Origin of the sequence: Pseudomonas sp. Xaverov 259, assembly GCF_019352915.1 — a bacterium.
In the GTDB taxonomy this organism is placed as follows: Bacteria; Pseudomonadota; Gammaproteobacteria; order Pseudomonadales; family Pseudomonadaceae; genus Aquipseudomonas.
This window is the reverse complement of the sequence record NZ_JAAAFV010000057.1, coordinates 425,833-446,431: the sequence shown is the minus strand read 5'-3', so window position 1 is coordinate 446,431 and position 20,599 is coordinate 425,833. Positions and strand designations below refer to the sequence as shown.

At 59.6% G+C, this 20,599-nt stretch carries 21 protein-coding genes; 11 read left to right on the top strand and 10 right to left on the bottom strand.

Annotation, left to right across the window (positions count from 1 at the left end; all coding sequences use genetic code 11):
- The first annotated feature begins 21 nt into the window (after window positions 1-21).
- The 3 genes from rpe (at window position 22) to trpE (ending at window position 3,061) form a co-directional block, all read left to right on the top strand.
- On the top strand, window positions 22-696 hold the full coding sequence (gene rpe / locus K0H48_RS24870; protein ID WP_017138077.1) for a ribulose-phosphate 3-epimerase: 675 nt from the start codon (window positions 22-24) through the stop codon (window positions 694-696).
- Complete coding sequence (locus K0H48_RS24865) at window positions 693-1,511, top strand: phosphoglycolate phosphatase (RefSeq protein ID WP_200430309.1); 819 nt, start codon at window positions 693-695, stop codon at window positions 1,509-1,511. The genes rpe and K0H48_RS24865 overlap by 4 nt, the downstream gene beginning before the upstream one ends.
- A gap of 68 nt (window positions 1,512-1,579) precedes the next feature.
- Window positions 1,580-3,061, top strand: coding sequence for an anthranilate synthase component I (gene trpE, locus K0H48_RS24860; RefSeq protein WP_219269528.1), 1,482 nt, complete (start codon window positions 1,580-1,582; stop codon window positions 3,059-3,061).
- Window positions 3,062-3,197: 136 nt separating this feature from the next.
- Here trpE and estP read toward each other — a convergent pair whose 3' ends face one another.
- Complete coding sequence (gene estP / locus K0H48_RS24855) at window positions 3,198-5,120, bottom strand: esterase EstP (protein WP_219269527.1); 1,923 nt, start codon at window positions 5,118-5,120, stop codon at window positions 3,198-3,200.
- Window positions 5,121-5,541: 421 nt separating this feature from the next.
- Between estP and K0H48_RS24850 the strand changes: the two genes are divergently transcribed.
- The 4 genes from K0H48_RS24850 to K0H48_RS24835 all read left to right on the top strand — a co-directional run bounded on the left by K0H48_RS24850 (window position 5,542) and on the right by K0H48_RS24835 (window position 8,880).
- Window positions 5,542-6,135, top strand: a complete 594-nt coding sequence (locus tag K0H48_RS24850; protein ID WP_138813617.1) for an aminodeoxychorismate/anthranilate synthase component II — start codon at window positions 5,542-5,544, stop codon at window positions 6,133-6,135.
- Window positions 6,136-6,144: 9 nt separating this feature from the next.
- Window positions 6,145-7,194, top strand: coding sequence for an anthranilate phosphoribosyltransferase (gene trpD, locus K0H48_RS24845; protein WP_010206948.1), 1,050 nt, complete (start codon window positions 6,145-6,147; stop codon window positions 7,192-7,194).
- On the top strand, window positions 7,191-8,027 hold the full coding sequence (gene trpC, locus K0H48_RS24840) for an indole-3-glycerol phosphate synthase TrpC (protein ID WP_219269526.1): 837 nt from the start codon (window positions 7,191-7,193) through the stop codon (window positions 8,025-8,027). The genes trpD and trpC overlap by 4 nt, the downstream gene beginning before the upstream one ends.
- Before the next feature lie 157 nt (window positions 8,028-8,184).
- Complete coding sequence (locus K0H48_RS24835) at window positions 8,185-8,880, top strand: lipoate--protein ligase family protein (protein ID WP_219269525.1); 696 nt, start codon at window positions 8,185-8,187, stop codon at window positions 8,878-8,880.
- On the opposite strand, the gene crp is transcribed toward K0H48_RS24835, so the two are convergent.
- Window positions 8,877-9,521 (bottom strand): cAMP-activated global transcriptional regulator CRP, encoded by a 645-nt coding sequence (crp, locus tag K0H48_RS24830; protein WP_056857865.1) that lies wholly within the window; start codon window positions 9,519-9,521, stop codon window positions 8,877-8,879. The genes K0H48_RS24835 and crp overlap by 4 nt on opposite strands.
- A gap of 247 nt (window positions 9,522-9,768) precedes the next feature.
- On the opposite strand from crp, the gene K0H48_RS24825 reads away from it, so the two are divergent.
- A complete protein-coding gene (locus tag K0H48_RS24825) occupies window positions 9,769-10,191 on the top strand; it encodes an OsmC family protein (protein ID WP_017138086.1) in 423 nt (140 codons plus the stop codon).
- Window positions 10,192-10,251: 60 nt separating this feature from the next.
- Here K0H48_RS24825 and coq7 read toward each other — a convergent pair whose 3' ends face one another.
- The 6 genes from coq7 to hemJ all read right to left on the bottom strand — a co-directional run bounded on the left by coq7 (window position 10,252) and on the right by hemJ (window position 14,705).
- Complete coding sequence (gene coq7 / locus K0H48_RS24820) at window positions 10,252-10,899, bottom strand: 2-polyprenyl-3-methyl-6-methoxy-1,4-benzoquinone monooxygenase (RefSeq protein ID WP_017138087.1); 648 nt, start codon at window positions 10,897-10,899, stop codon at window positions 10,252-10,254.
- Window positions 10,900-11,016: 117 nt separating this feature from the next.
- Entirely contained in the window at window positions 11,017-11,355 is a 339-nt protein-coding gene (locus tag K0H48_RS24815) for a histidine triad nucleotide-binding protein (protein ID WP_003210943.1), read from the bottom strand.
- 46 nt (window positions 11,356-11,401) lie between these two features.
- Window positions 11,402-12,190: an SDR family oxidoreductase gene (locus K0H48_RS24810; RefSeq protein ID WP_219269524.1), complete on the bottom strand. Its 789-nt coding sequence runs from the start codon at window positions 12,188-12,190 to the stop codon at window positions 11,402-11,404.
- Between the two features lie 63 nt (window positions 12,191-12,253).
- Window positions 12,254-13,219: a DUF805 domain-containing protein gene (locus tag K0H48_RS24805; RefSeq protein WP_219269523.1), complete on the bottom strand. Its 966-nt coding sequence runs from the start codon at window positions 13,217-13,219 to the stop codon at window positions 12,254-12,256.
- Window positions 13,220-13,289: 70 nt separating this feature from the next.
- Entirely contained in the window at window positions 13,290-14,252 is a 963-nt protein-coding gene (locus K0H48_RS24800) for a nitronate monooxygenase family protein (RefSeq protein ID WP_219269522.1), read from the bottom strand.
- 24 nt (window positions 14,253-14,276) lie between these two features.
- Window positions 14,277-14,705, bottom strand: a complete 429-nt coding sequence (hemJ, locus tag K0H48_RS24795) for a protoporphyrinogen oxidase HemJ (protein ID WP_138813625.1) — start codon at window positions 14,703-14,705, stop codon at window positions 14,277-14,279.
- A gap of 136 nt (window positions 14,706-14,841) precedes the next feature.
- On the opposite strand from hemJ, the gene argC reads away from it, so the two are divergent.
- Both argC and erpA read left to right on the top strand, forming a co-directional pair.
- On the top strand, window positions 14,842-15,876 hold the full coding sequence (argC, locus tag K0H48_RS24790) for an N-acetyl-gamma-glutamyl-phosphate reductase (protein WP_017138092.1): 1,035 nt from the start codon (window positions 14,842-14,844) through the stop codon (window positions 15,874-15,876).
- Between the two features lie 164 nt (window positions 15,877-16,040).
- On the top strand, window positions 16,041-16,391 hold the full coding sequence (gene erpA / locus K0H48_RS24785) for an iron-sulfur cluster insertion protein ErpA (protein WP_003176443.1): 351 nt from the start codon (window positions 16,041-16,043) through the stop codon (window positions 16,389-16,391).
- 77 nt (window positions 16,392-16,468) lie between these two features.
- Here the strand turns inward: erpA and K0H48_RS24780 are convergent, their stop codons facing one another.
- Window positions 16,469-17,560: an anhydro-N-acetylmuramic acid kinase gene (locus K0H48_RS24780; protein WP_219269521.1), complete on the bottom strand. Its 1,092-nt coding sequence runs from the start codon at window positions 17,558-17,560 to the stop codon at window positions 16,469-16,471.
- Between the two features lie 3 nt (window positions 17,561-17,563).
- The gene (locus tag K0H48_RS24775; RefSeq protein WP_219269520.1) at window positions 17,564-18,976 is read right to left on the bottom strand and encodes a peptidoglycan DD-metalloendopeptidase family protein; all 1,413 of its coding nucleotides are present in this window, start codon (window positions 18,974-18,976) and stop codon (window positions 17,564-17,566) included.
- A gap of 209 nt (window positions 18,977-19,185) precedes the next feature.
- On the opposite strand from K0H48_RS24775, the gene tyrS reads away from it, so the two are divergent.
- On the top strand, window positions 19,186-20,385 hold the full coding sequence (gene tyrS, locus K0H48_RS24770; protein ID WP_069551959.1) for a tyrosine--tRNA ligase: 1,200 nt from the start codon (window positions 19,186-19,188) through the stop codon (window positions 20,383-20,385).
- Window positions 20,386-20,599: the final 214 nt, after the last annotated feature.

The following is a 20,599-nucleotide window of genomic DNA, read 5'->3' as shown; positions in this document are numbered from 1 at the left end:
TTTAGCTCAAAAAGGTGCGTCATGCAGCCCTTCGTTATCGCTCCATCGATTCTCTCCGCCGATTTCGCCCGCCTGGGTGAAGAAGTGGACAAGGTATTGGCCGCCGGTGCCGACTTCGTGCACTTCGATGTCATGGACAACCACTACGTGCCCAACCTGACCATCGGCCCGATGGTTTGCGCGGCACTGCGCAAGTACGGCATTACTGCGCCGATCGATGCGCACCTGATGGTCAGCCCGGTGGACCGCATCGTCGGTGACTTCATCGAGGCCGGTGCCACTTACATCACCTTCCACCCGGAAGCCACGCTGCACGTCGACCGCACCCTGCAACTGATTCGTGAAGGCGGTTGCAAGGCGGGCCTGGTGTTCAACCCGGCCACGCCGTTGAGCGTGCTTGAGTACGTGATGGACAAGGTCGATATGGTCTTGCTGATGAGCGTCAACCCAGGCTTCGGTGGGCAGAAGTTCATCCCTGGCACCCTGAACAAGCTGCGCGAAGCCCGCGCGCTGATCGATGCGTCGGGCCGTGATATCCGCCTGGAAATCGACGGCGGGGTTAACGTCAACAATATTCGCGAAATCGCCGCTGCTGGCGCTGACACCTTTGTGGCCGGCTCGGCGATCTTCAACGCTCCCAACTACCAGGAAGTCATCGACAAGATGCGGGCCGAACTGGCGCTGGCGCGTCCATGAGCGGTTTTGAGCAGTTGTTCCCCGGCAAACTGCCACGGCTGGTGATGTTCGATCTGGACGGTACGTTGATCGATTCGGTGCCAGACCTGGCGGCGGCGGTGGACGAGATGCTGCTCAAGCTGGGGCGCAAGCCGGCAGGCGTCGAATCGGTGCGTGAGTGGGTCGGCAATGGCGCGCAGATGCTGGTGCGCCGGGCCTTGGCCAACCACATCGATGCCGAAGGTGTGGATGAGGTCGAGGCCGAGCACGCCCTGGAACTCTTCAATGTCGCCTATGAAAGCAGCCATGAGCTGACCGTGGTCTACCCCGGCGTGCGCGACACGCTCAAGTGGCTGCACAAGCAAGGCGTGGAGATGGCGCTGATCACCAACAAGCCGGAGCGTTTTGTCGCGCCGCTGTTGGACCAGATGAAAATCGGCCGCTATTTCCGCTGGATCATCGGCGGCGACACCTTGCCACAGAAAAAGCCTGACCCGGCGGCGCTATTCTTCGTTATGAAAATGGCCAATATCCCGGCCTCGCAATCGTTGTTTGTCGGTGATTCGCGCAGTGATGTGCTGGCCGCCAAAGCCGCTGGCGTGCAGTGTGTGGCGCTGAGCTACGGTTATAACCATGGCCGGCCGATCGCCGAAGAATCGCCGGCGCTGGTCATTGATGATCTGCGACTGCTAATCCCCGGTTGCTTGGGAGCGGGCGCTGAGATAACGTTGCCCGACATCGAATCAACCCCTTCTGGAAACTCCATCGTGGTGGTCACTCGCAAACTCTGGATGAAAGTCATCAAGGCCCTGGCCCGCTGGCGTTGGCGCGCCTGACTGATCCTGGCCGCGCTGCGGCACGTTTGCACACCTGACCGTTTGACCCTCAAGCCACGAGGCACCTCATGACCCGCGAAGAATTCCTGCGTTTGGCCGCTGCCGGCTACAACCGTATCCCCTTGGCCTGCGAAACCCTGGCCGACTTCGATACGCCGCTGTCGATCTACCTCAAACTGGCCGATGAGCCCAACTCTTACCTGCTCGAATCGGTACAGGGCGGCGAGAAGTGGGGCCGTTACTCGATCATCGGCCTGCCGTGCCGCACTGTGCTGCGTGTGCATGACCATCATGTGAGCATCACCCATGATGGCGTCGAGATCGAAAGCCATGACGTAGAAGACCCGCTGGCCTTCGTCGAAACCTTCAAGGCGCGCTACAACGTGCCGACCATTCCCGGCCTGCCGCGTTTCAACGGTGGCCTGGTGGGGTATTTCGGCTACGACTGCGTGCGCTACGTGGAAAAACGCCTGGGCAAATGCCCGAACCCGGACCCGCTGGGCGTGCCGGACATTCTGCTGATGGTCTCCGACGCGGTGGTGGTGTTCGACAACCTCGCCGGCAAGATGCACGCGATTGTCCTCGCCGACCCGTCCCAGGCCGATGCCTTTGAGCAAGGCCAGGCCAGCCTTGAGGCATTGCTGGAAAAACTGCGTCAGCCGATCACCCCACGTCGTGGCCTGGACCTCAGCCGTCCGCCAGCTGCCGACCCGATCTTTCGTTCAAGCTTTACCCAGGATGACTACGAGCGCGCAGTCGACACCATCAAGCAATACATCCTTGCCGGTGACTGCATGCAGGTGGTGCCGTCGCAACGTATGTCCATCGACTTCAAGGCGGCGCCAATCGATCTGTACCGCGCGCTGCGTTGCTTCAACCCGACGCCGTACATGTACTTCTTCAACTTTGGCGACTTCCACGTGGTAGGCAGCTCGCCGGAAGTGCTGGTGCGGGTCGAAGACAACCTGATCACCGTGCGCCCTATCGCCGGTACACGCCCGCGTGGCGCGACCGAAGAAGCCGACCTGGCGCTGGAAGAAGACCTGCTGAGCGACGACAAGGAAATTGCCGAACACTTGATGCTGATCGACCTGGGCCGCAACGACACCGGGCGAGTCTCAGAAATCGGTTCGGTAAAACTGACCGAGAAGATGGTCATCGAGCGGTACTCCAACGTGATGCACATTGTGTCCAACGTCACCGGCGAGCTGAAAGCCGGGTTGACCGCCATGGACGCACTGCGGGCGATTCTGCCGGCGGGCACCTTGTCGGGCGCACCGAAGATTCGCGCGATGGAGATCATCGACGAACTGGAGCCGGTCAAGCGCGGTGTGTATGGCGGCGCCGTGGGGTATTTCGCTTGGAACGGCAATATGGATACCGCGATTGCGATCCGCACCGCCGTGATCAAGGACGGCGAGCTGCATGTGCAGGCGGGCGGCGGGATTGTGGCTGACTCGGTGCCGGCCCTGGAATGGGAAGAAACCCTGAACAAACGCCGCGCGATGTTCCGGGCGGTGGCGTTGGCTGAGCAAACGCCGCAAGCCTGAGATTAGATCTAGATCAAAATGTGGGAGCGGGCTTGCTCGCGAATGCGGAGTGTCAGTCACTGAATGTGTAACTGATAGACCGCATTCACGAGCAAGCCCGCTCCCACAGTTGTTTTGTGGGGCGTTTAAGATCCGCTTAGAAATCCAGACTCACCCCCACACTGACCCCTTGCTGGGTCAAACTGTCATCCTTCCTCACGTTGTACGCCGCCCGTAGCGCCAGCTCCTGAGTCAGCTTGTGGCTCACGCCCAGACTCAATCGATCCGAATTGCTGCGCGGCGTGTAGCCGTCCAGCTTGAAGTCGATGCCTGGCACGCTGTTGAGCGAAATCTTTACCTTCTGGGTGTCGTTTTCGAACTCATGCTCGTGGGCCACTTCACCAAACACTTGGGTCTGCGGCGTAATCCGGTAGCTGCCTTGCAGGCCCACGCCGAGGCGCTTGGAGTCGCGTTGCTGGTCATCGAAGGTCAGCGCGGTGGAGCGGTTGTCCTTTTCCGAATAGCCATCGACTTCGACCCGCGAGTAGTCGGCGCTGATGAACGGTGACAGGTGCCAATCGCTGCCGGCGCCGGCAATGTCGTAGCCCAGGCGGCCGCTCAAGGCCCACAGCCAGCCATCGGTGTCGCCTTTTTCGGAACCTTCGCTGACACCCAGGGCGAACTTGCGCTTGAGGCTGTCGAAGTCCAGCTTGCCGCCGGTCAGCGCCGCATCGGCCCACCAGTGGTTCTGCTGATATTGGGCGAAAGCGGTGCCCATGTAGCTGTTGAGCTTGTAGTCCGAATCGCGGGCGCCGGCTTCGAGTGTCTGGCGATACAAGCCGGCGGCCACGCCGACGCGCCAGTTTTCGTCGAGGCGATAGCTGCCGCCCACGTTCACGTTGTAGCCACTGCCGTCGCCGCTGGCCGAACTGCGTTGATCATCAAAGTCCAAATGCTGGCCACCACCGGCGACAATCGCGCGCCATTGGCCGACGGCCTGCCAGTTGCCATTGTCGGCCTGCCATTGGTTGCGCAGCTCATCCTGATGGGCGCGCAAGGTGCCTTGGGCCATCTCCGGCAGCAAGGTCACTTCCCACGGCGCAGCGAGCAGCGAGTAGGCGTAGTCGGCAATCAACTGTTGCCCGGCGATGGTGGGGTGCACCGAGTCGTTGTAGATCAGCTTGGTCGGGTCCGGGGTGGTGCCGCCAATGCCATACACCGGGTTGGCGGTGCAGCCATTGCCGCTGAAGCAGGTGCCGGTAAGGTTTTGCCCGGTGGCCAGGCCAAAGCGCGCAGGGTCGGCGAAGGTTTCATTGAGCAGTAACGGGATGTTCAGTGGGATGACCTGGGCGTCGATCTGCGACAGGCGCTGCACCAGCGCCTGGTTGAAAATGCTGCTCAGGGCCGAGCTGGCGCCTTGCGCGGGCGTGCCGTTGATGGCGGGCGTCAGGCCCAGGTCGGGCAGCATCCACACCATGATGTAGCGCGCACCGGCCTGTTGCAGCGCTTGGGCGCTGTCGGCCAACCGCCCGCCGGCGGCGACGGCCTGGCCTGGGCTGAGGACGCGCCCTTGCAGGAAGTCATTGCCACCGCCAGACAGGAAGTACAGCGCGTTCGGGTCGGCCCGCCCGCCGTTGGCCGGCAGATAACCCTGGCGGCTGCGCAGCACCGTGCCACCTCCGGCGTTGCCGGGCGGGATCGCCGCGTTGGAGACCGAGTTGATGGAGTCCAGGATGTTGTCGGTACGGTAGCCGCCGACCGCCCAGTTATTGCCATCGGGTAAACCTTGGGCGGCACGTACTGGCGAGGTGGATGCATTCAGGTCGTTTGGCGCCACGCCCAGCTTGGAACCCAGCAAAGTTGATGACACCAGGCCATAGTTGCCCTGGAACGTAGGCCCGGTGCGGTTGGTAAAGCGCAAGGTGGCGCCGGACGAGCCGTCGGGGAACTGGCCGGCGTCGGCCAGGCTGTCGCCGAACACGACCATGGTTGAGTAAGGTGATGGTGCTGCAAACGCCTGCGCGCAGGCCAGTGACAGGAAGCAGCCGGCAAGGGGCGCAAAAAACGGTGGTCTGAGCATGCAAAATTCCATTTAGTTGTTTTTGTGTCGGAAGCGAAACACTAGCAATGTAGTGAGGGTTTTCTTCGAAGAAAACAGTTTTTTCTTACAAATACTCGGTGGTGACCCCCGGAATCGCTGCTCCATATTGCACCGCTGGCGAGGCTACGTTACTGTGCCTGAACGTATGAATGAGACCCTCCCCGTGTTGATCATCAGCAAACTCTTGATGCGAGTAGTCAAGGCACACGCCCGTTGGCGTTGGCGCGCCTGACATTTTTCTCTGCCGGCTTGGCCGGACCTGTACCGATTTGCCTTCTTCACCCTTTGTTTGACGCCCCTTGCCGGCTCACCCTGGCAACCGGAACATGCGTCTGGCAGCGGGACACTCTCTTGGAAGGCGGTCATTCGAAATCAGTGAATTCAAGAGGTTTGAAACCACATGTTGCTGATGATTGATAACTACGATTCCTTTACCTACAACGTTGTGCAGTACTTGGGCGAGCTCGGTGCCGAGGTAAAAGTGGTGCGCAACGACGAACTGACGGTCGCCGAAATCGCCGCTCTGAACCCTGAACGCATCGTGGTTTCGCCTGGCCCGTGCACGCCGACCGAAGCGGGCATCTCCCTCGAAGCGATCAAATATTTCGCCGGTAAATTGCCGATCCTGGGCGTGTGCCTGGGCCACCAGTCCATCGGCCAGGCGTTTGGTGGTGACGTGGTGCGTGCGCGCCAAGTGATGCACGGCAAGACCAGCCCGGTGTTCCATAAACACCTGGGCGTTTTCCACGGCCTCAACCTGCCAGTGACCGTCACGCGCTACCACTCGTTGGTGGTCAAGCGTGAAACCCTGCCCGAGTGCCTGGAGCTGACCGCCTGGACCCAGCTGGAAGACGGCTCGGTCGACGAGATCATGGGCCTGCGCCACAAGACACTGAATATCGAAGGGGTGCAATTTCACCCCGAATCAATCCTGACCGAGCAGGGCTACGAGCTGTTCGCCAACTTTCTCAAGCAGAGCGGCGGCACGCGCTAAGGACTTTCCATGGATATCAAGACTGCCCTGAGCCGTATCGTCGGCCATCTGGACCTGAGCACCGCTGAAATGAGCGATGTGATGCGCGAGATCATGACCGGCCAATGCACCGACGCACAGATCGGCGCGTTTATGATGGCGATGCGTATGAAGAGCGAAAGCATCGACGAAATCGTTGGCGCCGTGTCAGTGATGCGTGAGCTGGCCGACAAGGTTGAGCTCAAGACCCTCGACGGCGTGGTCGATGTGGTCGGCACCGGCGGCGACGGTGCGAATATTTTCAACGTGTCGACGGCTTCTTCTTTTGTGGTGGCGGCTGCCGGTTGCACGGTGGCCAAACACGGTAACCGTGCGGTGTCGGGCAAAAGCGGCAGCGCCGACTTGCTGGAGGCGGCCGGGATTTATCTGAACCTGACGCCGGTGCAAGTGGCGCGCTGCATCGACAGCGTGGGCATTGGCTTCATGTTTGCCCAATCCCATCACGGCGCCATGAAGCACGCCGCCGGCCCGCGCAAGGACCTTGGCCTGCGCACCCTGTTCAACATGCTCGGCCCGCTTACGAATCCGGCCGGCGTGAAACATCAGGTGGTCGGTGTGTTCAGTCAGGCGCTGTGCCGGCCATTGGCCGAAGTGTTGCAACGTCTTGGCAGCAAGCACGTGCTGGTGGTGCATTCCAAAGATGGCCTGGATGAGTTCAGCCTGGCAGCGCCGACCTTCGTGGCGGAGCTGAAGAATGACCAGGTCACCGAATATTGGGTCGAGCCCGAAGACCTCGGCATGAAAAGCCAAAGCCTGCATGGCTTGGCGGTGGAAAGCCCGGCGGCCTCGCTGGAGTTGATCCGCGATGCCTTGGGGCGCCGCAAGACAGAAAACGGCCAGAAAGCCGCAGAAATGATTGTTCTGAATGCTGGCGCGGCACTTTACGCGGCGGACCACGCCTATAGTCTTAAGGAAGGTGTCGCCTTGGCCCACGATGCGTTGCATACCGGTCTGGCTCGCGAAAAACTCGAAGAGCTGGGAGCATTCACCGCTGTATTCAAGATGGAGAATGAAGGATGAGTGTCCCGACCGTTCTGGAAAAAATCCTCGCGCGCAAGGCTGAAGAAGTCGCCGAGCGCCGTGCCCGTGTGAGCCTGGCTGAGCTGGAGGAGTTGGCAAAAAGCGCCGACGCGCCGCGTGGTTTTGCCGATGCGCTGATCAAGCAGGCGAAGGAAAAGCAGCCGGCCGTCATTGCCGAGATCAAAAAAGCTTCGCCCAGCAAGGGCGTGATTCGCGAAGTTTTCATTCCTGAAGACATTGCCAAAAGCTATGAGAAGGGCGGCGCAACCTGCCTGTCCGTGTTGACCGATATCGACTTCTTCCAGGGTTCTGACCTGTTCCTGCAACAGGCCCGCGCTGCGTGCAAGTTGCCGGTGATCCGCAAGGACTTCATGGTTGACCCGTACCAGATCGTCGAAGCCCGCGCCTTGGGCGCCGACTGCGTGCTACTGATCGTCTCCGCGCTGGATGATGTGAAGATGGCTGAGCTGGCGGCCGTGGCCAAAAGCGTCGGCCTCGACGTACTGGTGGAAGTACACGACGGTGATGAGCTGGAGCGTGCGCTGAAAACCCTCGACACGCCGCTGGTGGGGGTTAACAACCGTAATCTGCACACCTTTGAAGTCAGCCTGGAAAATACCCTGGACCTGTTGCCGCGTATTCCGCGTGACCGTTTGGTGATCACCGAGAGCGGCATCGTCAACCGCGCCGACGTGGAACTGATGGAAATCAGCGGTGTGTATTCATTCCTGGTGGGCGAGACGTTCATGCGCGCCGAGAACCCAGGTGCGGAGTTGCAGCGCCTGTTCTTCCCGGAGCGTGGCGTGGCGGTGAGCGGTTCGACCCTCGACTGATTTGAAATACGGTCAAAAATGTGGGAGCGGGCTTGTGTGGGAGCTGGCTTGCCTGCGATACAGACACCTCGGTGTAACTGATGTACCGAGGTGTCTGTATCGCAGGCAAGCCCGCTCCCACATTTGATTTGTGTCTATTTAGAGAAATAGGTGTCCGATGATTGAGCCGGTGTCGATGACAGTTGAAGCAGGGCTTGCCGCCGAGCAAGACTTGCTGGCGGCCGTTTGCGCCGGTGAACAGGAATTCGGGCTACTGTTCTGGCAGCCAAATGACCAGGCTTTGGTGATGCCGCGCCGTTTGAGCCGCTTGCCGGCTTTTGACGCTGCCAGCCAGGTTTCGGCAGCTGCCGGTTGGCCGGTGTTGCTGCGCGAAACCGGCGGTGAGCCGGTGCCGCAGTCGGCCGCCACGGTCAATATCGCACTGGTTTACGCGCCGCCACGCAGCGAAGGTGATCAGGGGCGTATCGAAACCGGTTATCAGCGTTTGTGCCAGCCGATCTGCGACTTGCTGATTGAGTTGGGCGGTGACGCTTCAGTGGGCGAAATTGAAGGCGCCTTCTGCGACGGTCGCTACAACGTCAACCTCAACGGCCGCAAGATGGTCGGCACTGCCCAGCGCTGGCGGCAAAGCGCTGGCCGCCCGGTGGGTTTGGTGCACGGCGCGTTGTTGCTGGATAACGACCGCGATGAGCTGATTGCGGCGGTCAATCGCTTCAACGAGGCTTGCGGGATCGATCAGCGGGTGCGGGCCGACAGCCATATCGCATTGCACGAAGCTTTCTCCGCGCCGGATGCGATCACCCGGTTGGACGCGTTGTACCGGCAGATGCTGGCCGGGTTCCTGCCGGGTTAACGCGTACCGAACACCACCATCGTCTTGCCTTTGACGTGTACCAGGTTGCGTTCTTCCAGGTCCTTGAGGACACGACCGACCATTTCCCGTGAACACCCGACAATGCGTCCGATCTCCTGGCGCGTAACCTTGATCTGCATGCCGTCGGGGTGAGTCATGGCGTCGGGCTGTTTGCACAGTTCCAGCAAGCAGCGGGCCACGCGGCCAGTGACATCAAAGAAAGCCAAGTCACCCACCTTGCGAGTGGTGTCGCGCAGGCGCTGGGCAATCTGTCCGCTCAAGGCGTAGAGGATGTCGGGATCGTGCTGGGCCAGTTCGCGAAACTTTGCATAGCTGATCTCGGCGACTTCGCACTCGACTTTGGCCCTCACCCAGGCACTGCGCTCCTGCTCTTTGCCGGCTTGTTCAAACAGCCCCAGCTCGCCGAAAAAATCGCCGGTATTGAGGTACGCGATGATCATCTCACGGCCGTCTTCATCTTCGATCAGGATGGTGACCGAACCCTTGATAATGAAGAACAGTGTTTCGGAGCGTTCACCTGCGCAAATGATGTTGTGCTTGACCGGGTAACGCCGGCGCTGGCAGTGCATCAACAATTTGTCGAGGTTCTTGATCTTGGGTGTGGGAGCAAGAGCAACCATGGTTGTATCCCGAAAAGACTGCACGGTGTGGTTGGAATTATTTTTATCCAGCGGTAACCGCATTGATACACGCTGTACAAAGGGTGGCAATGCGCCATTGAATTGGCGCCAGCTTAACAGACACATTCTGCCTCGATTAGGGAATTTAGCGGGCAAACGTAGTCATTGATCGTTTTCATGCCGGGCGCTGCGGTTTCAAGACCCTGTGCTAAGCTGGCGACCCTTTTTTAGCAGTGGAGTCTGGGCGATGAAGGCACGCATCCAATGGGCGGGCGAGGCCATGTTCCTCGGTGAGTCGGGCAGTGGCCATGTAGTAGTTATGGATGGCCCGCCGGACGCCGGTGGCCGTAACCTGGGTGTACGCCCGATGGAAATGCTCCTGCTCGGTGTTGGCGGTTGCAGCAATTTCGACGTGGTCAGCATCCTGAAGAAGTCCCGCCAGGCCGTCGAAAGCTGTGAAGCTTTCCTGGAAGCGGAGCGCGCCACTGAAGACCCCAAGGTGTTTACCAAGATCCACATGCACTTCGTGGTCAAAGGCCGGGCGTTGAAGGAAGCTCAGGTTAAACGTGCTATCGAGCTGTCGGCCGAGAAGTACTGCTCGGCATCGATCATGCTTGGCGCAGCCGGTGTGGCCATCACCCATGACTACGAGATTATCGAGCTGGGTTGATTGCGAGTCGGCAATAAAAAAGGGCGCCCTTGAGGGCGCCCTTTTTTGTGCGGCTGTTTTTTAGATTCGATAGGTGCTTTTGGTCATGACCTTGGCCAATACGCTCATGCCAAACCGCACGGGCGCCGGGAAGCGGAAGCCGCCTGCATCCAGTGCGCTTTCTGCGTGGTGTTCTTCATCAATGCGCATTTGCTCAAGAATCGCCCGGGACTTTTCGTCTTCGGCCGGCAGTTGTTCCAGGTGTTCATCCAGGTGTTTGCACACTTGATGCTCGGTTGCGGCGACAAAACCGAGGCTGACCTTGTCGCTGATCAGGCCGGCGGCGGCGCCGATACCGAACGACAAGCCGTAAAACAGTGGGTTGAGCACGCTGGGATGGCTACCGAGCTGGCGAATGCGCTGCTCGCACCAGGCCAGGTGGTCGATTTCTTCTTCGGCCGCATGTTCCATCGCTGCGCGTACTTGCGGCAGCTTGGCGGTCAGCGCCTGGCCTTGGTACAGCGCCTGGGCACAGACTTCACCGGTGTGGTTGATGCGCATCAAGCCGGCGACGTGGCGGGTGTCGGTCTCGCTCATCTGCGCATCGGGCTGCACGATGGCGGGCGAAGGCCGGTACGGTTGGCCGCTGAACGGCAGCAGTGTGCGCATGGCCATGTCGGCTTGCAGCAACAGACGGTCAATCGGCGAGTAGTGACGTTGGGTAGTCATGCTGACCTCCGGGAAGAATCTCGGCGGCCAGTTTACCGCAAGAGAGGGTGGAGCGTTTGCGCTGCATCAAGGGCATAGGGTCGCAGCTTTAAGCCGCGACCCGTGCGCCACGGATAATCAGCCCGGCGGCCAGTTCATCTGGCGCTGACCCAGCACATGCATATGGATGTGATAAACAGTTTGCCCGCCATCCTCGTTGCAGTTCATCACCACGCGAAAGCCCTTCTCGCAGCCTTGCTCTACCGCCAGCCGTTGAGCGGTGAACAGAATATGGCCAGCGAGGGCTTTGTCTTCTTCGGTGAGGTCGTTGAGGGTACGGATCGGCTTTTTCGGAATGACCAGAAAATGCACGGGTGCCATTGGGGCAATATCGTGGAAGGCGAGGACTTGGTCATCTTCATAGATGATCTTCGCAGGTATTTCTCTGTTGATGATCTTGGTGAACAGAGTATCCACAGCTGTTTCTCCATTATGAAAGTGCAGAACGAGTGTACCGAGGCCGTCAGCGCGGGCAATAGGCCTTGTTGATGGCGCCAGCAATCTTTCGGGTCAGCCAGCGTGGGCTCAAGCGCGGGCTGAATGCCAGCCAGCGGTTGCGTCGCCCGGGAATAATGATGGCTTTGTTCTTTTCCAGCGCACGCACGGTGAAGAGCGCCACTTCTTCCGGGCTCATCAGTTGATTGCTGCGGTCGAGCTTGGCGGTGTCCATTTGTGCGATGCCGAAAAACGCCGTGCGCGTGGGGCCGGGGCACAGCACCGAGACCTTGATACCGCAGGTCTTCAACTCTTCGCGCAGGCCTTCGGAGAAGTGCAGCACATACGCCTTGCTGGCGTAATAGCTGCTCATCCAGGGGCCGGGTTGGAAGGCTGCGACCGAGGCTACGTTGAGAATCTGCCCACCGCCATGCAGCGCCATGGCGTTGCCAAGGGCGTGGCACATGCGGGTGAGGGCGAGGATGTTGACTTCGATCAGGTCTTGCTCGGTCATCCAGTCCTGGGCGAGGAACGGCCCGCTGGTACCCATGCCAGCGCAGTTGACCAGCAGGTCGATCTGCCGCTCGCCTTCTTCAAGTTCCAGTAGGAACCCCGACAAGCGCAGTGGTTCGCCCAGGTCGCAGGCACGAAACAGCACCTCGACGCCGAAGCGCTGAGTCAATTCAATAGCAATGCTTTCCAACTGATCACGCTGGCGGGCCACCAGAATCAAGCTGCGGCCGCGACGGGCCAGTGCTTCGGCCAAAGCCAGGCCGATGCCGCTGGAGGCGCCGGTGATCAGAGCGTAACGGGTCATGCCTTTCTCCATCGCAACGCCGCCGAGCCTGTGACAGAGGCATCACAGGCGGCGGGCGTTTCTTCACTGTTCTGGAGAGTCTACAGGTTCGGCTGCGTCCTCAGCACTTTGCACGCTGTCTTCTTCATCTACGGTGACGCTTTGATCGGTGGCGTCATCGGCGGTAATGGAGCTGCTTTCGTAGCTGCTGTCCATATTGGCTTCGAGCTGGTTCAGGTAGCCGTTCATGCCCAGCGTCACCACGATGGCGAGCATCACCGGGATAAACGCCAGCCACAGGGTCGCCAGCACCTTGACTGCCGTGGAGTTGCGCGGCGGCGGCGGGCCATATTGGTTGGCGCCTGCGTTGCCCGGCAATACCAGCAGCAGAATCGGGAAGACGCTGTTGACCAGTGGCACAAGGTTGAGGAAGTACAGCCAGCCGGACCAGCCCAGGTCGTGCAGGCGTTGCACACCGATTTGCACGCTCACCCACACCAGCGCAACAAACAATGCCAAGCCCAGTAGCACCCCGAGGATGGTGCCGGCAGTCGGCGAGGCGGTTGCCACGGCGAAGCTCGCGGTACTGATGATGCCACCGGCCACCAACAGCGCCAGGGTTAATACCAGCGTCCAGGCCAGATAACGCAAGCGGCCGATGCGCCCGTGGATGGTGAATACTTTAAGGGTTGAGTATTCCTCGGTGTACTCACCCACGGAAGCACGCGGTGGTGCATAGGGCGAAGCCGCAGGGCGCGAGAAGTCAGCGGCGCTGGCGTCGGTCTCGTGGGTTTCGGCCAGGTTGAAGGTTACCGGCTGCTCGGGTTCGATACGGGCATCGACGCCGGCGTTTTTCAGCGCGGTGAGGTAGGTTTCTGCATCTGCGCGAGAAAGGTCACGCTTGAGTGCGACCGGGCGGCCGGTGAAAAGCTTTTCGATGGCTGCCACATCGCTCTTGAACAGCTCGGCGAGGTTCAGCTTGGCGGTGGTGCTTTCGACACCCGGGAGCAGGGCTCCGTCAAACACGATCTTGAAACGGCTGTCGCTCATGCGGGCATCCTTGTCACTGGTTCAGGGAAGGGGTTCAGGCCAGCACCAAGGGGCAGGCCTGCTATTCAGTTCAACGTGGCCAGCGCAGTTGCGCGGCCTGCTCGCGTGCCTTGCGGTATTCGGCATCCAGGCGGGCAATCAGTTCATCGACGCCGGGCAAATCATCAATCTGGCCGACACCTTGGCCGGCTGACCATACGGTTTTCCAGGCCTTGGCCTCATCGCTTAACGGCTTGAGCTTGGAGCCGAAGTTGACTTCGCCTTTGCCCTGCAGGGCGGCGAGGTCGAAACCGGCGTTTTCCAGGCTCTGGCGCATGAAGCTTGCGGGTACGCCGGACACCGCAGGAGTGTGCACGATGTCGGCGGCGCGCGATGTGAGCAGCATCTCTTTATACGCGTCCGGGGCGTGGCTTTCGGTAGTGCCGATAAAGCGCGTGCCGAAATACGCCAGGTCTGCGCCCAGCAGTTGCGCGGCAAGTATCTCATGCCCATGGTTGAGGCAGCCGGCCAGCAGCAGGGTTTTATCAAAGAACTGGCGAATTTCGGCGATCAGCGCGAACGGGCTCCAAGTGCCGGCGTGGCCACCGGCGCCCGCTGCCACGGCGATCAGGCCGTCAACCCCGGCTTCTGCGGCTTTCTCGGCATGCCGGCGGGTGGTGACGTCGTGAAACACCAGGCCACCGTAGCTGTGGACCGCATCCACCAGCTCCTTGACCGCGCCCAGGCTGGTGATAACGATCGGCACCTTGTGCTCGACGCAGATCGCCAAGTCAGCCTCAAGCCTTGGGTTGCTGTTATGCACGATCAGGTTAACGGCATAGGGCGCGGGGTTGTCCAACTGTGCCAGACCCGCTTCGATTTCCTCCAGCCAGGCCTTGAAACCGCTGCTTTCGCGCTGGTTGAGTGCCGGGAAACTCCCGACCACGCCATTGCGACAGCACGCCAGGACCAGTTGCGGGTTGGAAATCAGGAACATCGGCGCAGCCACCACGGGCAGGCGCAGACTTTGTTCGAGCGAAGCGGGCAGTGACATTGGAGGTTCCCCGAGTAATTGAAATTAGAACGGTTTGACCACGACCAAAATTACGATAGCCAGCAATATCAGAACCGGCACTTCATTGAACCAGCGATAAAAGACATGGCTGCGGGTGTTTTCGCCACGGGCGAAGCGTTTTACCTGCGCACCGCACATATGGTGGTAGCCGATCAGCAGTACCACCAAGGTAAGTTTGGCGTGGATCCAGGCACCGGATTGAAAGATGGCCGGGTTGAGGTAGATCAGCCAGCCGCCGAATACCAGGGTGGCGATCATCGCCGGCCCCATGATGCCGCGGTATAGCTTGCGCTCCATGAGGCTGAAGCGTTCTTTGCTGACGGTGTCCTCACTTTGTGCGTGATAGACGAACAGGCGTGGCAGGTAAAACAGCCCGGCAAACCAGCAGACGATACTGACGATATGGAAGGCTTTGATCCATAGATAGAGCATTTCTAGTTATTCCCAGGTTCACGGTAACTGAAGATAGTAGTGGCTCATGCGCCTGTACGTCACGTTGACGGTTGTCGCAGGACGATACGGCCCCTATTATCGACGGCTTTCCAGTGGGTTCGTTGAGGGCAGGTTTATGGTCAAGGTCGGTATCGTCGGCGGCACGGGTTACACCGGTGTCGAATTGCTGCGTCTGTTGGCTCAGCATCCGCAAGCTGAGGTGGTGGTCATCACTTCCCGATCCGAGGCCGGGCTGGCCGTGGCCGATATGTACCCGAACCTGCGAGGCCACTATGACGGCCTGGCGTTCAGCGTGCCGGACATCAAGACCCTGGGCGCGTGCGATGTGGTGTTCTTCGCCACGCCTCACGGGGTGGCGCATGCACTGGCCGGCGAACTGCTGGCGGCGGGTACCAAGGTTATCGATCTGTCGGCCGACTTCCGCTTGCAGGACGCCGATGAGTGGGCCAAGTGGTACGGCCAGCCACACGGCGCGCCTGAGTTGCTGGAAGAGGCGGTGTACGGTCTGCCGGAAGTCAATCGTGAGCAAATCAAGCAAGCACGCCTGATTGCCGTGCCGGGTTGCTATCCGACCGCGACGCAGCTGGGTTTCCTGCCGTTGCTGGAAGCAGGTCTGGCCGACACTTCGCGTTTGATCGCTGACTGCAAGTCGGGTGTGAGCGGCGCCGGCCGTGGTGCAGCTGTAGGTTCGCTGTACTCCGAGACGTCGGAAAGCATGAAGGCCTACGCGGTAAAAGGGCATCGGCACCTGCCGGAAATTCGCCAGGGGCTGCGTCGTGCGGCCGGTAAAGACGTGGGCCTGACCTTCGTGCCGCACCTGACGCCGATGATTCGTGGCATTCACTCCACGCTCTATGCAACCGTTGTCGACCGTTCGGTAGACCTGCAGGCGCTGTTTGAAAAGCGTTATGCCAATGAACCGTTCGTCGACGTGATGCCGGCGGGCAGCCACCCGGAAACCCGTAGCGTGCGCGGTGCCAACGTATGCCGCATTGCCGTGCACCGCCCACAGGATGGCGATTTGGTGGTGGTGTTGTCGGTGATCGATAACCTGGTCAAGGGCGCGTCGGGCCAGGCGGTGCAGAACCTGAACATCCTGTTTGGCCTGGATGAGAAGCTGGGCCTGTCCCACGCGGGCATGCTGCCTTAAGGTTTTACCGTTGATTGCAAAAGGCCCGTCTATCGGGCCTTTTGTGTTTTTAATGGCTGCAGCGCAGATTGATATACCGTAACAATAGTTGACCGCTTTTCTAGGAGAAGCGGATAATGCCCGCCATTACGCATATGGCGGCGCTACGCCGGGAGATTATCAGCATGAGCGTTGAATCCTTCACCCCCACGGCTTTGCAATTCACCCACGGTGCTGCGCACAAGGTGAAGAGCCTGGTCGATGAAGAGGGTAATGATCGCTTGAAGCTGCGCGTATTCGTTACGGGCGGCGGTTGTTCAGGGTTTCAGTACGGTTTTACCTTCGATGAAGATGTGGCCGACGATGACACCATCGTCGAGCGCGAGGGCGTCAGCCTGGTCGTGGACCCGATGAGCTTCCAATACCTGGCAGGTGCCGAGGTGGATTACCAGGAAGGTCTGGAAGGCTCGCGTTTCGTGATCAAGAACCCGAATGCCACCACGACCTGTGGTTGCGGGTCTTCGTTCTCGATCTGATCGGCAGCCTGATCTTCAGCAAATAAAAAACGCCGCTTGGCTTTGATAGGCCAAGCGGCGTTTTGCTGTCTGCAGGTTTAGGCCGGGTAGATTGCACCTAATACCCGAAGCCCGCGTGCGCCAGTGACACTTGGGCGGTTGGCGGCAATCCCCTCCAGGCAGCAATGGGCCAGCCAAGCGAAGGCCATGGCTTCAACCCAATCGGGGTCCACGCCGTAAGTGGCGGTGCTGCTGACCTGAGTGGACGGCAACAGCGCCGCCAGGCGGTTCATCAGGGTGGTGTTATGCGCGCCACCACCACAGACCAGCAGGGTTTCGGTGTCGGTTTGTGCCGCTTGCAGGGACTCGACGATGGTCTGTGCGGTCAGTTCAAGCAGGGTGGCTTGTACATCCTCTGGCTGGAACGCTGGCAATCTGCCGAGGTGGTGTTGCAGCCATCCCAGGTTGAAGACTTCGCGCCCGGTGCTTTTCGGGCCTTTGGTCAGGAAGAACGGGTCGCTGAGCAGCGCGTTGAGTAGCGCAGGCTCGACCTGGCCACCGGCTGCCCATTGGCCATCGCGATCAAAGTGCTCGCCGCGCTGATCGTGAATCCATGCATCCAGCAGCACGTTGCCCGGGCCGCAATCGAAGCCGGCTACTGGCTTGCCGGTCTCGATCAGGCTGAGGTTGCTGAAGCCGCCGACATTCAATACGGCGCGGTTGCCGGTACGTTCACCGAACAAGGCTTCATGAAAGGCGGGCACCAAGGGCGCGCCTTGACCGCCTGCGGCCACATCGCGGCTGCGGAAGTCGCTGACGACGGTAATGCCCGTCAGCTCGGTGAGCAGGGCAGGGTTGCCGATCTGCACGGTGAAGCCTCGAGCAGGTTCATGGCGGATCGTCTGGCCGTGGCTGCCGATCGCGCGTATGTCCTGAGGCTTGAGGTTCTGTTGTTCCAGTAAGGCATTGATGCCCTTGGCCGCCAGTGTCACCCAGTGTTGCTGGGCGACAGCCGAACGGGCGATCTCATCCGGGCCGCTGGCGCAGAGGCTTAGCAGCTGGGTACGCAGATCGTCCGGCATGGGGATGTAGTGCGTGGCGATCAAGTTGATCGCCGGGCCTTGTTCGATCAGGGCGATGTCCAGGCCATCGAGGCTGGTCCCGGACATCACACCTATATAGAGCGGCATACCTTAGCGCTTCGCCGAGGCCAGCAGGGTGGAGCGCTCCTGGTCCATGCGTGCCATCAGTGGCTGGCTCTGTTGCAGGAAGCGTGCGCGCTCGGCTTTGGCGATCGGATCGGCCATTGGCAGCTTTTGGCCAAGTGGGTCGACGTGAACGCCGTTCACCTGGAACTCATAGTGCAAATGCGGGCCGGTGGACAGGCCGGTGGTGCCGATATAGCCGATGACCTGGCCCTGCTTCACGTTGCTGCCGGTCGACACGCCTTTGGCGAACCCCTGCATGTGGCCATAAAGAGTGCGGTAGGTATTGCCGTGCTGGATGATCACGGTATTGCCGTAGCCACCGCGACGGCCGGCCAGCAGCACCTTGCCGTCACCGGCAGCCTTGATGGGCGTGCCGCGTGGGGCGGCATAGTCAACGCCTTTGTGGGCGCGGATCTTGTTGAGGATCGGGTGCTTGCGGCCCATGGAGAAGCGCGAACTGATGCGGGCAAAGTCCACCGGCGTACGGATGAAGGCTTTGCGCATACTGTTGCCATCGGCGGTGTAGTAGCTGGTGTTGCCTTGTTTGTTGGTATAACGCACTGCGGTGTAGGTCTTGCCACGGTTGGTGAACCGCGCAGAAAGAATCGCGCCGGTTCCGACGACTTTGCCGTTGGCGACTTTCTGCTCGTAGATCACGTCAAATTCGTCACCCTGACGAATGTCCTGGGCGAAGTCGATGTCGTAGCCAAACACGCTAGCCATGTCCATGGTCATGCTGTGGGACAAGCCGGCGCGGGCGGCCGACTGTGACAGCGAACTGTTGATCACACCATGCACGTAGGCGGAGCGCGTCACCGGCTTGGTGGTGATGCGGTTGAACGCAAAGCCTTTGGCGCCTTTGGTCAGGGCAATGCTTTCGAGGTCGCTGACATTGCTATGCAGGTTTTTCAGCTGGCCGTCGGCAGCCAATTCGAACTCAAGCTTCTGGCCGTGTTTGAGCTGGGTGAATTGCTTGGCTTGTTTATCGCTGGCCAGCACCTCATTAACCGTAGAGGCGGGCAGGCCGACCTTTTCAAACAGTGTTGAAAGGGTGTCGCCTTTAGCGACGGTCACTTCGCGGTGCAGCGGATTTTTTGGAGCGGCTGGCGCAGGAGGTTCTTGAGTGGCCTGCTGGGTGTCTTCCGGAGTGCTTTCTATCTGTGCAAATGGAGATTCTGTCGGTGCGTTTGTGGCTTGTTGCGCGTCGGAAGCGTCTTGATCTTGTGTCAGTTGTTCAACTGGACTTTCCAGGTCAAGGCTCAGGGATGTTCGTTTGGCTTCTACGTCACTGGAAGGGAATACCAGGAGTGCCAGGCTGAGAAGGGCGGCGATACCACTTGCGGCGAGCAGGTGGGTCTTCGGGTAAAGCGGCGGCGCTTTAGACGGTTCTGTGGTCATAAGTAATTTTGACTTTGAAGATGAAATGGAAAAGATGAATGACATGATGAAGATGAAATAACTGTATAAAATATAACCAAATCATCTGTGGCGCAAGCTCGCGAACGCTGGGCTTGCTGAACGGTGTCCGTGCGCGGGACAAAACTTGTAATTAGTCCCTGATCTTGTATGGTTGGTTCCCTTTTGAATCTGAGCCTTGCGGGTCTGTTATGAAGTCGGTTGAAGAGCAGCTAGCGCTGATAAAACGTGGTGCGGAAGAACTGTTGGTCGAGGCCGAGCTGATCGAAAAGCTCAAGCGTGGCCAGCCCCTGCGTATTAAGGCTGGCTTCGATCCGACCGCTCCGGATCTGCACCTGGGTCATACCGTGCTTATTAATAAGCTGCGCCAGTTCCAGGAGCTGGGGCATCAGGTCATCTTCCTTATAGGTGACTTCACCGGAATGATCGGTGATCCGAGCGGCAAAAGCGCAACGCGCCCGCCGCTGACCCGTGAGCAGGTTCTCGATAATGCCGAGACCTACAAAACCCAGGTGTTCAAGATTCTCGATCCGGCCAAGACCGAGGTGGCATTCAACTCCACCTGGATGGATCAAATGGGGCCGGCCGACTTTATTCGCCTGACCTCCCAGTACACCGTGGCGCGCATGCTTGAACGTGATGACTTTGACAAGCGCTACTCCACCAATCAGCCGATCGCGATTCACGAGTTCCTCTACCCGCTGGTGCAGGGCTATGACTCGGTGGCACTGCGCGCGGACGTTGAGCTGGGCGGTACTGATCAGAAGTTCAACCTGCTGATGGGGCGCGAGCTGCAGCGTGCGTATGGGCAAGAGGCTCAGTGCATTCTGACTATGCCGTTGCTGGAGGGGCTGGATGGCGTCAAGAAGATGTCCAAGTCGCTTGGCAATTACGTCGGTATCCAGGAAGCGCCGGGTGTGATGTACGGCAAACTGGTTTCGATTCCTGATGCGCTGATGTGGCGTTACTTCGAGCTGTTGAGCTTCCGCTCGATGGACGAGATCAATGCGCTGCGCGCTGAAGTCGAGGCGGGTGCGAATCCTCGTGATGTGAAGATCAAGTTGGCGGAAGAGATCGTTGCGCGCTTCCATGGTGAAGAGGCTGCGGCCAGTGCTCACCGCGCGGCCGGTAACCGTATGAAGGATGGCGAGCTGCCGGATGATCTGCCGGAGATCGAATTGACTGCGGCTGAAGCGATGCCGATTGCTGCTGTACTTAATAAGGCGGGCTTGGTTAAGAACTCCGCGGTTGCGCGCGACCTGCTGGGTTCCGGTGGCGTGCGTATAGATGGTGAGGTTGTCGATCGCACCTTTATATACGAGCTGGGCGCTACCCACGTTTGCCAGGCTGGGAAGAAGGCATTTGCGCGTATTACGCTCAAATCCGAATAGACCTGAAATTAAGTGTTGACAGCGAATTATATCTGTCTATAATTCGCCCCACTTCCGGCGCAGTCGAAACGGAAAATTCCTTGGTAAACAATGAGTTACGAAGTTTTCGGCAGCAGGTTGCTTCAGTTCATCGAAGCCAGAAGGGAGTTGAAAAAGAGGTGTTGACAGCAGCGTGTAACGCTGTAGAATTCGCCTCCCGCTAACGAGAGATCGT

What these genes read in the sequence shown, in the direction of transcription:
- rpe (WP_017138077.1), top strand. Translation starts at nt 22, where the DNA reads ATGCAGCCCTTCGTTATCGCTCCATCGATTCTCTCCGCCGATTTCGCC.
- K0H48_RS24865 (WP_200430309.1), top strand. Translation starts at nt 693, where the DNA reads ATGAGCGGTTTTGAGCAGTTGTTCCCCGGCAAACTGCCACGGCTGGTG.
- trpE (WP_219269528.1), top strand. Translation starts at nt 1,580, where the DNA reads ATGACCCGCGAAGAATTCCTGCGTTTGGCCGCTGCCGGCTACAACCGT.
- estP (WP_219269527.1), bottom strand. Translation starts at nt 5,120, where the DNA reads ATGCTCAGACCACCGTTTTTTGCGCCCCTTGCCGGCTGCTTCCTGTCA.
- K0H48_RS24850 (WP_138813617.1), top strand. Translation starts at nt 5,542, where the DNA reads ATGTTGCTGATGATTGATAACTACGATTCCTTTACCTACAACGTTGTG.
- trpD (WP_010206948.1), top strand. Translation starts at nt 6,145, where the DNA reads ATGGATATCAAGACTGCCCTGAGCCGTATCGTCGGCCATCTGGACCTG.
- trpC (WP_219269526.1), top strand. Translation starts at nt 7,191, where the DNA reads ATGAGTGTCCCGACCGTTCTGGAAAAAATCCTCGCGCGCAAGGCTGAA.
- K0H48_RS24835 (WP_219269525.1), top strand. Translation starts at nt 8,185, where the DNA reads ATGATTGAGCCGGTGTCGATGACAGTTGAAGCAGGGCTTGCCGCCGAG.
- crp (WP_056857865.1), bottom strand. Translation starts at nt 9,521, where the DNA reads ATGGTTGCTCTTGCTCCCACACCCAAGATCAAGAACCTCGACAAATTG.
- K0H48_RS24825 (WP_017138086.1), top strand. Translation starts at nt 9,769, where the DNA reads ATGAAGGCACGCATCCAATGGGCGGGCGAGGCCATGTTCCTCGGTGAG.
- coq7 (WP_017138087.1), bottom strand. Translation starts at nt 10,899, where the DNA reads ATGACTACCCAACGTCACTACTCGCCGATTGACCGTCTGTTGCTGCAA.
- K0H48_RS24810 (WP_219269524.1), bottom strand. Translation starts at nt 12,190, where the DNA reads ATGACCCGTTACGCTCTGATCACCGGCGCCTCCAGCGGCATCGGCCTG.
- K0H48_RS24805 (WP_219269523.1), bottom strand. Translation starts at nt 13,219, where the DNA reads ATGAGCGACAGCCGTTTCAAGATCGTGTTTGACGGAGCCCTGCTCCCG.
- K0H48_RS24800 (WP_219269522.1), bottom strand. Translation starts at nt 14,252, where the DNA reads ATGTCACTGCCCGCTTCGCTCGAACAAAGTCTGCGCCTGCCCGTGGTG.
- hemJ (WP_138813625.1), bottom strand. Translation starts at nt 14,705, where the DNA reads ATGCTCTATCTATGGATCAAAGCCTTCCATATCGTCAGTATCGTCTGC.
- argC (WP_017138092.1), top strand. Translation starts at nt 14,842, where the DNA reads ATGGTCAAGGTCGGTATCGTCGGCGGCACGGGTTACACCGGTGTCGAA.
- erpA (WP_003176443.1), top strand. Translation starts at nt 16,041, where the DNA reads ATGAGCGTTGAATCCTTCACCCCCACGGCTTTGCAATTCACCCACGGT.
- K0H48_RS24780 (WP_219269521.1), bottom strand. Translation starts at nt 17,560, where the DNA reads ATGCCGCTCTATATAGGTGTGATGTCCGGGACCAGCCTCGATGGCCTG.
- K0H48_RS24775 (WP_219269520.1), bottom strand. Translation starts at nt 18,976, where the DNA reads ATGACCACAGAACCGTCTAAAGCGCCGCCGCTTTACCCGAAGACCCAC.
- tyrS (WP_069551959.1), top strand. Translation starts at nt 19,186, where the DNA reads ATGAAGTCGGTTGAAGAGCAGCTAGCGCTGATAAAACGTGGTGCGGAA.